The sequence below is a fragment of the Synechococcus sp. R5-15 genome (assembly GCF_047462035.1).
GTDB lineage: Bacteria > Cyanobacteriota > Cyanobacteriia > Thermostichales > Thermostichaceae > Thermostichus.
In genome coordinates this window covers 47,602-58,103 of sequence record NZ_JANSIK010000072.1, presented here as the reverse complement: position 1 = coordinate 58,103, position 10,502 = coordinate 47,602, and the positions used below count along the sequence as shown (strand labels likewise).

At 59.4% G+C, this 10,502-nt stretch carries 8 protein-coding genes and 1 pseudogene; 5 read left to right on the top strand and 4 right to left on the bottom strand.

Annotation, left to right across the window (positions count from 1 at the left end):
* Positions 1-554: 554 nt before the first annotated feature.
* The 4 genes and pseudogenes from NW839_RS06930 to NW839_RS06915 all read left to right on the top strand — a co-directional run bounded on the left by NW839_RS06930 (position 555) and on the right by NW839_RS06915 (position 2,579).
* Positions 555-773 (top strand): hypothetical protein, encoded by a 219-nt coding sequence (locus NW839_RS06930; RefSeq protein ID WP_414331694.1) that lies wholly within the window; start codon positions 555-557, stop codon positions 771-773.
* A gap of 26 nt (positions 774-799) precedes the next feature.
* On the top strand, positions 800-2,080 hold the full coding sequence (locus tag NW839_RS06925) for an MDR family MFS transporter (RefSeq protein ID WP_414349923.1): 1,281 nt from the start codon (positions 800-802) through the stop codon (positions 2,078-2,080).
* Between the two features lie 61 nt (positions 2,081-2,141).
* A pseudogene (locus NW839_RS06920) lies at positions 2,142-2,330 on the top strand (hypothetical protein); the annotation flags it as partial.
* 21 nt (positions 2,331-2,351) lie between these two features.
* Complete coding sequence (locus NW839_RS06915) at positions 2,352-2,579, top strand: YccF domain-containing protein (RefSeq protein WP_238376904.1); 228 nt, start codon at positions 2,352-2,354, stop codon at positions 2,577-2,579.
* 147 nt (positions 2,580-2,726) lie between these two features.
* Here NW839_RS06915 and NW839_RS06910 read toward each other — a convergent pair whose 3' ends face one another.
* Both NW839_RS06910 and NW839_RS06905 read right to left on the bottom strand, forming a co-directional pair.
* Positions 2,727-5,081, bottom strand: coding sequence for a transglycosylase domain-containing protein (locus NW839_RS06910; RefSeq protein WP_414349922.1), 2,355 nt, complete (start codon positions 5,079-5,081; stop codon positions 2,727-2,729).
* Between the two features lie 3 nt (positions 5,082-5,084).
* On the bottom strand, positions 5,085-7,001 hold the full coding sequence (locus tag NW839_RS06905) for a serine/threonine-protein kinase (RefSeq protein ID WP_414349921.1): 1,917 nt from the start codon (positions 6,999-7,001) through the stop codon (positions 5,085-5,087).
* Between the two features lie 131 nt (positions 7,002-7,132).
* Between NW839_RS06905 and NW839_RS06900 the strand changes: the two genes are divergently transcribed.
* Positions 7,133-8,050 (top strand): histone deacetylase, encoded by a 918-nt coding sequence (locus NW839_RS06900; RefSeq protein ID WP_414349920.1) that lies wholly within the window; start codon positions 7,133-7,135, stop codon positions 8,048-8,050.
* A gap of 11 nt (positions 8,051-8,061) precedes the next feature.
* On the opposite strand, the gene NW839_RS06895 is transcribed toward NW839_RS06900, so the two are convergent.
* Both NW839_RS06895 and NW839_RS06890 read right to left on the bottom strand, forming a co-directional pair.
* The gene (locus tag NW839_RS06895; protein WP_414349919.1) at positions 8,062-8,781 is read right to left on the bottom strand and encodes a PP2C family protein-serine/threonine phosphatase; all 720 of its coding nucleotides are present in this window, start codon (positions 8,779-8,781) and stop codon (positions 8,062-8,064) included.
* Positions 8,781-10,484 carry an ABC1 kinase family protein gene (locus NW839_RS06890; RefSeq protein ID WP_414349918.1) on the bottom strand — a complete coding sequence of 568 codons (1,704 nt, stop codon included), beginning with the start codon at positions 10,482-10,484 and terminating at the stop codon, positions 8,781-8,783. Before NW839_RS06890 ends, NW839_RS06895 begins: the two co-directional genes overlap by 1 nt.
* Between the last annotated feature and the right edge of the window lie 18 nt (positions 10,485-10,502).

The window sequence follows — 10,502 nt, the reverse complement described above, 5'->3', positions numbered from 1 at the left end:
GGCAAGACCCCTGCTGTTTTCTCGCCCCCCTGGGTTGCAGCCTTCTCAGCTGGCCTTGCAGGGCTTTGAAGCCCTTGGGCCGTTCCCAAAAGCGCCCTCTGAAGTCGTCAGGAATTGCTCCAAAACCAGGTCAATCCCCGTCGTCCGCCCGTGAGCTGGTTTGTTGGGAGGCATCTGGATAAGCCCAGTACTTGTAGGTTACCGCCAGCATAAGTAGGCTTTACTACAGATTTCGCTCAGGGGTATGGCGGGGATCCATGTATCCCGGTGCTCACCCTGCGGCTAGAGCATGGGACCTATTGCCCCCGCACCCCCGTTAGTTAAAATTGTTGGTACTAGAACTGTAAGGCACAGCTTCTTCTAGCTTTGTCCAGGTTTGCGGCTGAGCTACAGGTGCTCTGTTGTGGGCAAAGGGAACTTGCGCCTCGGCTGCAGCAAGCAAGATGGGGGTTGGCTTCCTGCAAGGACTCCGTCCCGCTGACGCGATCAGCAGGTTTTGGGAAAGGTTGAAGGTTGTAAGTTGGCTCAGAAGAGGACTGGGTGTTTTGGGGCAGATGAAAAGTAGCTTAGTGCAGCTCGATTATCGAGTTTATAAGTTGGCGCGGCTGTTGAGCGAATATTTGGAGTTGGGGAAATGGGTTGCCCTGTCTGCTGGCTCGCTGGGTGAAGAGCCTTCTGGCAACGAACATCAAGCCTGGCTGCACAAATTTTCAGTTTACTTGTCAGAGCAGGCTCCTTGCCCTGGCCTCAAGGATCGGGATCCCGTAGGCTAGGTAGGCCCTCCCCCACTGCACCCAACATGCGGATCCCTTCTTGGTGGCCGAAGCTCAGTTTTCAGGTTTGGCTGATCTTTATCGGTCGGCTGCTTTCCCAAACCGGAACCGGCTTTACCCTGTTTTATGCCACCCTCTTTTTTGTCAATCAGGTAGGGCTGACCGCCACCCAAGTGGGCTTGGGGCTGGGCATTATGGCTTTTGCCGGGGTGTTTGGCCGCATCCTGGGCGGCTCGATGGCCGATGGAGCTTGGGGGCGCCGCTCCACTTTGATCCTCTCCCTGGCCATTTCCAGCTTGGGGTCGTTTGGGTTTGCGCTCTCCCATAACTTCTGGAGTTTTGCTCTGGCCAATGTGGCTGCAGGTTTGGGGCAGGGGTTGTACTGGCCGCCTGCGGAAGCGATTGTAGCAGATCTAACCACTCGTGAGCAGCGCAACGAAGCCTACGCTCTCAACCGTCTGGGGGATAACCTGGGCCTCAGCCTTGGGGTGGCTATGGCCAGCACGCTGGTGGCTCTGACGGGGGCCTATCGGCTCTTGTTTGTAATCGACGGTGTCACTTTTCTAATCTTTCTGGCAGTACTTTGGTTTTTTATCCGGGAAACTCGGGCGACTTGTCCGGCAGCAGAGCCTGTGTTGGCAGGTTGGAAAACCGCCCTTAGAGATCGCTCCCTTTTGGTGTTTGGCCTGTCGAATATCCTGTTCACCACCTATGTGGCCCAGCTCAGCAGCAGCATGCCCCTTTACTTCCGCAATGGGGTAGGGATCCCAGAGGTGCAAATCGGCATTTTGTTTGCCTTGCATGGGGCCTTGGTTGCTCTGCTGCAGATGCCGGTGGCCCGTTGGTTGAATCGCCGGACGCGCATCCAAGGGTTGCAGGGATCCGCCCTGATGTGGGGGGTGGGATTTCTTTTGGTTTGGCTTAGCGGTCTGGCGGCGGAATTGGGGGCTCCGGCCCCGGCGGTGGCAGTCTTGGCGCTGGCGGTGCTCTCTTTGGCGTTGGTGAGCTACAACCCCTCTGCCTCTGCTTTGGTGGCGGATTTGGCGCCGGATCACTTGCGGGGGGTGTATCTGTCGGTCAACTCCCTCTGCTGGGCGGCGGGGTTTGCTCTTGGCCCAATGATTGGGGGGATGGCCTTGGACTTGCCGCAACCGTGGGCAAGCGGGTTGTGGATCTTTTGGGTGATCACCGTCAGTTGGGTTTGGGGGATCCTCCGCTTTCTGAACCGCATTCTGCCCTGCAAGGTGAATAGGGCCGCAGTGCCTCCGGTGATGGAGCCCGCTCCCCTCGGTGACGCAGAACGCTAGAGCCCAGGAAAGAAGCAGATTTTGGGATCCCAGTCTTGGCCAACAGCTGGTTAGAGTATGGATGTCGAACAGGAAGGCTAGTTCTGCTCTTGTACCCTGCAATTTGGTCTCAACGGTGGAGGATCTGAATCATGAGCTTGATTGGCAACATCATCTGGCTAATCTTCGGGGGTTTGCTGACAGGTTTGGGCTACATCTTAGAGGACTGAGCCTTTGCCTGACAATCATCGGCATTCCCTTTGGCTGGCAGAGCATCAAACTGGGGTTTGCAGTGCTTGCCCCCTTCGGAAAGGAAGTGGTGGAGTATCCCGATGCCAACAGCCCGCTGCTGCTGATCTTTAACGTCATCTGGCTATTGCTGTTTGGCTGGCCGTTGGTGCTTAACCATCTCTTCTGGGCTGTGATTCTGGCAATCACCATTGTTGGGATCCCCTTTGCCAAACAACACATGAAGTTAATTATTTTGTCGTTGTTGCCCTTTGGCCGAGATCTGCGCTGAGAAAGTGGGTGAACCTAGATTGTGGGTTTATTGAGGGGTACGGCCAAACTGGTTATTAGGCATTTCTCACTTGGGATGCAGGAGAGTTTTCTGTCGGGTTGTCAGGATTTGGGGTTGCCAATTGCCAAGGCTGCTCTCGGAGTTGCTCTATTGAACCATCGTCAAACTATTGGTAATGACTTGTCTCATGTAATTTCCCCAAGTTTGAGCGGCTATGCTGCTGCTTCCTCGTGTTGGGCTAGAGTCATCATTGCCCAGCCAAATGCCGGTCACCAGGGGAGGGTTGGGCGTGTAGCCGATAAAGAGCAGATCCTTGTTGGCGGTGGTGGTGCCGGTTTTACCGGCTTCTCCAATGCCGAGCCGGGCAGCAGTGCCGGTGCCGGAGCTGATCACCCCTTGCAGTACGGCTGTCATCTGTTGGGCGACGGTTTCTGGCAGGACAAGTCGCTGAGAGCGGGGATCCTCCCGACCAGGGTAAATCTCGCGGCAGGTGCGAAAGTCGTTGGGGCTGGCGCAATCGCTGCTATCCAAGATGCGGCGGATGGTGTGGGGCCTTGACCAAAGGCCACGATTGGCAAAAGGAGTGAAGGCTGCTGTCAACTCCAGCAAGTTCACCTCCATGGTGCCAATCACCATAGAAGGATAGGGTTGCAACGGCGATTGGATGCCCATTTGCCGGGCCGTCGCCACCACTTGCTCTAGACCTACTTGTTGGGCCAACCGCAGGGCAATCACGTTTTCGGAGAGGATCAGGCCGCGGGCCAAATCCATAGGGGCCGATCCCGAGCGACAGCCCCGAAAGGTGAGGTTGCCCCAGGTGAGGGGCTCGCAAGACAACACTTGGGAGAGAGGGATCCCCTGGGTGAGGGCAGCCGCATACGTGAACACTTTGAAGGTGGAGCCCGGCTGCCTTTGAGCTTGGGTAGCCCGGTTGAAGGGGCTGGCGTTGTAGTCGATCCCGCCCACCAAAGCCAGCACTTCGCCGTTGCGGCTGTCGAGACTGACCAAAGCGCCTTGGCTGAAGCCCAAGCGGGATCCGGACTCGCGCACCGTTTGGGCCAGGACTTGCTCTGCCAAACGCTGGTAGGGCAAATGCACCGTGGTTTCGATGATGAAGTTGCCCTCTGCCGAGAGGTCTTGGCCCAAGAGCTGCCGCAGCTCCTGGAAGACGGCACTGTAAAAGTAGGGAGCAACTGTCGAGGTTTGGGAGCGCAAATTGGGGTTGAGGGTGAGGCGACTGCGCCGGGCCCGCCGAATCTCCTCTTCGGGGAAGACTTTCAGCTCGCTCAGGCGATCCAACACCCGATCCCGGCCCCGAACGGCGGCATCATAGTTGGCGACAGGGTTAAAGGCATTGGGCGCGGGCAAAATGGCCGCCAAGGTCGCAGCTTCGGAAAGGCTGAGCTGGCGGCTTGGGATCCCGAAATAGAACTGGGCAGCAGTTTCAAAGCCGTAGATGCCGTTGCCCAGGTAAACATTGTTGAGGTAGAGAGCGAGGATTTCGTCTTTGCTGTAGCGCTGTTCCAGCTTCAGGGCGGCGACGGCCTCCCGCAGCTTGCGCCCGAAGGTGTTGCCGGAGCCGGTGTAGTCCCGCAGCACGGTGCGGGCCAGTTGTTGGCTGATGGAGCTGCCCCCCTGCTGCACTTCCCCCGAGCGCAGGTTCACCCAAAAGGCGCGGGCAATGCCCAGCAGATCCACCCCAAAGTGGGAGTAAAAGCGGTGATCTTCAGCGGCGACCACCACCTTGGGCAAAATCGGCCCAAAAGCTTCCAGGTCGGGCAGCTCCCGGTAGGTGTCCCCCTGATGGCGGCGCAGCTCCGTCTGCTGATCCCCGGCCAGGACGATCAGGGGGTTGCGATCTGCGGAGAGGGGTGGCTCCACTGAGAACTTGCCCCACTCATGGCCGATCCAAATCCTCGCCCCCAGCCCCAAGACCACCATCAGGATGAGGCAGCCGCGCACCCCATACACCTGTGGTGGGGGTGGATCCAGCACCTGAATCCAGACGCTCTCCGGATCCCGAGGCGGGCCAAGGCTCAGTTGCTGGCCATGCCGCAAGATCACCCGGCGCACCCGCTCGACACCACCGAAGGGTTTGAGGCGGAAAACGCCGTTGGTCGAGTCTTGATCTTCTAGCTGGTAGCGACCGGCATTCCACCCCAGCCAGTAGAGAATAGGGGGCAACGGGATCCGCCAACCCAGACCGGGCAGGCGCCAATCCGGGCGGGGACGGATGTGGGCGTGGAGATGGCTCACCGCGGGGGCAGGGATGCGAATGGTGGCCACCGTCTGGCTGCGACCGAGAATGTCGGAGCCCTTCAGGGCAACCACCTGGGGGGGCTCTCCTGGGCAGGTAATCCGCAGGCGCACCGGGCGCTTGGGGGGAGGAGGTTCGGGGGGTTTGAGGAGAGCCGTAGGCCCGACAGGGAAAGGCCTCGCCAGAGTTTTGAAGAGGCGAGCGACGGTGCTCAACAGCGGCTTTTTGTCTTCAGAAGCAGACATGGCTCAGTCCCCCCGCAATTCGCGCGCACGGCGCAGCAGCTCCTGCATGGTCTGGCCGGGACGAGGGCCGCCTGCTGCTGAATTGAGGTTACGGGCCTTGGGAGGCCGGGCAACGGGGGCAGCCGGGGGTAGGGTGGGAGAGGAGGGGAAAGGTGGTGGAGCACCGCTGGGCAGCGCGGGATCCCAGAGGGCCATGTAAAGATGGCCTTGAGCGCTGCGCTCGATCACGCCGGCCCAGGGGCCAACGCGGAATTGTACCCGCTCGGAACGCCCCTCGCGCACGGCTCGCAGTTCCCGCTGCAGTTGAGCAGGCAAGGGGGCTTGCAGCATATCCTCCAAGAGGCCTTCCACTTGCGGGGTGGGTACGCCAGCGGTGACGGTGGCTTCGGTTTGCCGCAGGGCCAGGCTGGATTCGTCGTAGGTGAGGCCCAAGTCCACCCCGCCAAAGCGGTACAGGTCGTACACGGTATTGGGCCAAGCGCCCTGCCCCTGCTGGTTGGGGGATCCCAGGCTGGCTCGTACCGTCTCGCGGGAAGTCTCCAGGGGAAAGGCGCGAAACACCGGCTCGCTCCTGTTGTAGGGTTCCAGCTCCGGCGCGGGATCCCGCCGTCCGTTCTGCTCTGAAGCCAAAACAAGGAACTCAGGGATCCCCTCCAGCGGCGGCTCCTCGCTCGAACCACTCTCCTCAGACAGGGGATGGGCATTCTCTGGGGCAATGGGATCTTCCACTGCCGGACGAGATCCTGGCCCGGAAACACGGGGGGCCGAGGGGCGCTGCAGCAACTGTCCCCATTGCCAACTCACCAAAACCCAGCCCAGCAGCCCGCCCATCAGAAAGGGAATCAGGCGCACCCAAAGCAGGGATCCCCCGTTCTCGACCTCCGTGGCCGCCGTCAGGGGCCTGAGCCGCAGAGTACCGGCTGTAACCAAGGACGGCGCAGCGGCAGGGAGACCTCCAGAAAGTGGGCCAGAGGCAGCCTCTTCCGACGAGGCGACTGGGACCTGAGGGGCAATAGATCCCTGTGCTCTGGCTTGAATGTGCTCCAGCTCCGTCAACACGTTAGCCACCGATTGCGGGCGGGCGGCAGGATCTTTGGCCAGGCAACCGAGGATCAAGTCAGACAAACCGGCGGGCAGCGGAAACTTCAGTCCCCAGTCTTCTAGAGGGATGGGCCGGTGCTTGTGGTGGGCCTGGTACCAGCCCGGGAAAGATTCGGTGGTGGGCTTGAGGGGCATCTCCCCGGACACCATCTGGTACAGCATGATCCCGAAGCTGTAGATATCGGAACGGGCGTCCAGCGGCAACCCTTCCAGCTGTTCCGGGGAAGAATAGGCCAGCGTTCCCAGGTAGGCATGGGTAAAGCTCAAAGATTCATGGCTGTTGAGCAGCTTGGCAATGCCGAAATCCACCAGCTTCGCCAGTTCCCCAAAACTGCTATCAGGCACTACAATCACGTTGGCCGGCTTCAAATCGCGGTGGATCACCTGCACCCGTTGCCCTTCCATGAGGATCCCCTCGTGGGCTGCTTTCAACCCCAAGCCAATTTGACGGGCCAGCCGGAAGAAGCGCTCCAAAGGCAAAGCCCCTGCGGCCAGAATATCCTTGAGGGTTTGGCCGTTCAGGTATTCCATCACATAGAAAGGCACCTCATCGGGGGTAAGGCCATAGTCATTGACTTTGACAATGTGCAGGCTTTTTTGGCCCAAAGCCGCGCAGGCTTTCGCTTCCCGTTCAAAGCGCAGGCGGGTGCGCTGATCCATTGCCGGCTGGGAAAGCAGCTTGACAGCCACTTCCACCCCACCAAAGAGCAAATCTTGAGCCAAATAGACTCGCCCCATGCCCCCCTGTCCCAGCAGATGTACAAGTCGATAACGCTGAGCCAAGAGGCGACCCAAAAAGGGATCCGACGCAGTAAACATAGGGAATCGCGGCGGTACGGAGAACAGGTTTGCAAGAGTCTCGAAGGGATCCGGCAGGAGCGGGCTACCTCTACCATAAGCACTGGAGCCGTTATAGGCCATGCTCACCGCCGTCAATTCGATTGCCCTTGATGTCTTTGCCAATTGTTTACCACCCCGACTACAGTGCCCCCCTGCCGCCGGACCACCGCTTTCCCATGCCGAAATTTCGCCTCTTGCAAGAGCTGCTGCTGCGGGAAGGGGTGATCCGCCCCCAACAAGTGCACCACCCCGAGCTGCCCTCCCTCGCCTGGATTGAGTCGGTACATACCCCTGAGTACGTCAGGGCCTACTGTGAGGGATCCCTGGAGGCCAAGCTGCAGCGGCGCATCGGCCTGCCCTGGAGCCCGGAGCTGGTGCAGCGCACCTGTCGAGCGGTGGGGGGTACCGTCTTGACCGCCCGATTGGCCCTGCGCCACGGCCTGGCCTGCAACACCGCCGGCGGCACCCACCATGCCTTCCCTGCCTACGGCTCCGGCTTTTGTATCTTCAACGACCTGGCCATTGCCGCCCAAGTCCTGCTGCAGCAAGGGCTGGTGCAAAGGCTCTTGATCGTGGATCTGGATGTCCATCAAGGAGATGGCACTGCTTGGATCTTTCGCTCCGAGCCGCGGGTGTTCACCTTTTCCATGCACTGCGAGGCCAACTTCCCCGCCACCAAACAACAGAGCGACCTGGACGTGCCCCTGCCAGTAGGCATGGAAGATGAAGCCTATCTCCAGACTTTGGCCGACCACTTGCCCGATCTGTTGGCTCAGGTGCGCCCTGACCTGGTGCTCTACGATGCCGGTGTGGATCCCCACGAAGAAGACCTCTTGGGCAAGCTGGCCCTTAGCGACCAGGGCCTGTTTCGGCGAGACATGCAAGTGCTGAACACTTGTCTAAAGCAGGGCTATCCTGTCGCCTGCGTCATCGGCGGCGGCTACGGCAAAGACCTCAACCGCCTCGTGTATCGCCACTCCCTGCTGCACCGGGCTGCCAGCGAAGTGTACCGCCAATACCGTCTTTAGCCGGGCGCAAACTAGGCGTATTCGGCAATCACTACTGTGATGTTGTCTCGCCCGCCCCGCTCTTTGGCCGCCTCGATGAGCTTTAGGGGAAGTTGCTCCAAATCTTCCACCTGCAGGCAATACTCGATGATCACTTCGTCGTCCAGCTCCTCAGTTAGGCCGTCGCTACACAACAACAGGCGATCCCCTGGGTAAACTGTAATCGGCTGCACAGAAGGTGGACCCGCATCGGGTCGGCCCAGGCAGCGCTCGAGAATATGTCGCCAAGGGTGAATCCGGGCCTGCTCATAGGTCAGCTCCCCCAGTCGAATGGAGCGAGCCACTAAGGTGTGATCCTCGGTCATTTGCTGCATTTCGGATCCCCGTAGGCGATAGAGGCGAGAATCACCGATGTGAGCGCTCCAGCAGTTGTCATTGGGATCCACCATGGCCACCACCACCGTAGTGCCCATGTCTGCCCGCTCTGGATTTTCCCGCTGATCCTTGAGGATGGCACTGTTGGCTGCTTCTACGGCTTCGCTGAGCAACCGGGGTGCCGGCACGTTTTTCCAGCCTCGATCCAGATATTCTCGGATGGTCTCGACAGCCAACAGGCTGGCTGTAGCCCCGGCAGCATGTCCTCCCATACCATCGGCAACAATAAAATAGCGCCCCTCTGGATCGCAGTAGCAGGCATCTTGATTGCTGCTGCGGATCTTGCCGGGATCCGTAGCGCAGGCATATCGTCGCATCACATCAATCGCTCTGACCGATTCAACCTTAAGAGTACTCTGATTAAAGCAAGAGCAGCGAGGGCAGCCAAAACCAAAGTGATAACCGTTAAGGTAGCATGTCCGGCCAAAAAGAGCTGAGTTGCGCTCAAAAAAAAGGCCGCAAACAACACCCCGTAAATGACTCCCAGCCCGGTGTTGTTCAGCTTGCGCAGCAAGCGCTCCGTCTCGCTGGATCGCACCCGCAGGCGCAGCTCCCCTTGTTCCAACTTGCTCAAGGTCAATTCGATCCGGCGGGGCAAACTGAGGCTGCTGCTGGTGAACTCAGCCGCTTGACGGCCAACCTGGGCCAAGAGGGTCTCATTCTTGCTTCCGTTTAAACTCATCAGCTCTTCCGCAAAGGGTTTGGCCACCTCCATAAAGTCGAACTCCGGATCCAACCCTTTCCCCAATCCCTCCAGCGTGGTCAGGGCCCGCATCACAAAGGTGAAGGTAGCCGGAAAACGAAACGGCTGATCGTAGGCCAGCTCGTAAAGGTCTTCGCTAATGGCCGCCACCGAGATTTCTCCCGAGTTGCTGGAAAAGGGTTTGTCCATAAAGTGATCCAGCATGTACTGCACCGAGCGGCGCACCGGAGCCAGATCGGCGGTGGGCACCAGCACCCCCAGTTCCACCAGCGAGGCCACCACCTGATCGGCATTTTTGGAGACCACACCTGCCAGCGTGCCCATCAGCTTTTCTTTCACATCGGAGGGCAGGCGGCCCATCATGCCGAAGTCGTAGAAGATCAGCGTGCCATCGGGCTTCACGGCAATGTTGCCGGGGTGGGGATCGGCGTGAAAAAAACCATCCTTGAGCAGTTGCCGCAGATAAGCCTCTGCCCCCAGACGAGCCAAAACCTTGCGATCCAACCCTGCCGCGCTCAGGGCTTCGTAATCGCTGATTTTGATCCCCGGCAGGTATTCCAATGTCAACAGGCGAGGAGAGGTGTAACGCCAATACACTTTGGGAACAGCAATTTGCGGCATATCCCGAAAGTTGCGGCGGAAGGTATCGGCATTGCGGCCCTCATTGAGGTAATCCACCTCTTCCCAGAGGGTGCGCCGACACTCTTCATAGATGCCGATCCAGTCCCGGCTTGGCCCACCCCAAGGGGTGCGATACTGAAAGAACTCGGCGATCCCGCGGCAGATCTCCAGATCGATGGTGAACAAGCGAGTCAGCCCCGGACGCTGCACCTTCACCACCACCTCTTCCCCGGTTTTGAGCTTGGCGCGATGCACCTGCCCCAAGCTGGCAGCGGCCAAAGGGGTGGGATCAAAGTAGCTGTAGATTTGGGTTATCGGCCTGCCCAGCTCCTGCTGCACGATTGCCGCCACCTGTTCGTAGCTGAAAGCAGGCACCCGATCCTGCAGCTTGGAGAGCTCCTCGACATATTCCGAGGGGAAGAGATCGGCGCGGGTGGAGAAAAACTGCCCCACTTTAATAAAAGTAGGGCCTAAGTTAAGCAGCGTTTCGCGGATCCAAATGGCTCTGGCCCGGCGGCGCTGGGCCTTTCGCTCGGGCGTGGGTTGTCCCCCATAGCTCCAAGCCTGCTGATCCAGCCAAAGGTAAAACAGCCAGGTGAGCACAAATCGCCAAATGTCCAGCATGCGGCCCTGGCGAGTATAGTTCTCCCGGGCCCAGCGGTAGGCGGTATAGGGCTTGACGGGTTGTGATCCCAAAGAAGTCCGGGATCCCAA

Bases quoted from the DNA above. Each gene is read 5' to 3' on its own strand.
- NW839_RS06930 (WP_414331694.1), top strand. From the start codon at position 555: ATGAAAAGTAGCTTAGTGCAGCTCGATTATCGAGTTTATAAGTTGGCG.
- NW839_RS06925 (WP_414349923.1), top strand. From the start codon at position 800: ATGCGGATCCCTTCTTGGTGGCCGAAGCTCAGTTTTCAGGTTTGGCTG.
- NW839_RS06910 (WP_414349922.1), bottom strand. From the start codon at position 5,081: ATGTCTGCTTCTGAAGACAAAAAGCCGCTGTTGAGCACCGTCGCTCGC.
- NW839_RS06905 (WP_414349921.1), bottom strand. From the start codon at position 7,001: ATGTTTACTGCGTCGGATCCCTTTTTGGGTCGCCTCTTGGCTCAGCGT.
- NW839_RS06900 (WP_414349920.1), top strand. From the start codon at position 7,133: ATGTCTTTGCCAATTGTTTACCACCCCGACTACAGTGCCCCCCTGCCG.
- NW839_RS06895 (WP_414349919.1), bottom strand. From the start codon at position 8,781: ATGCGACGATATGCCTGCGCTACGGATCCCGGCAAGATCCGCAGCAGC.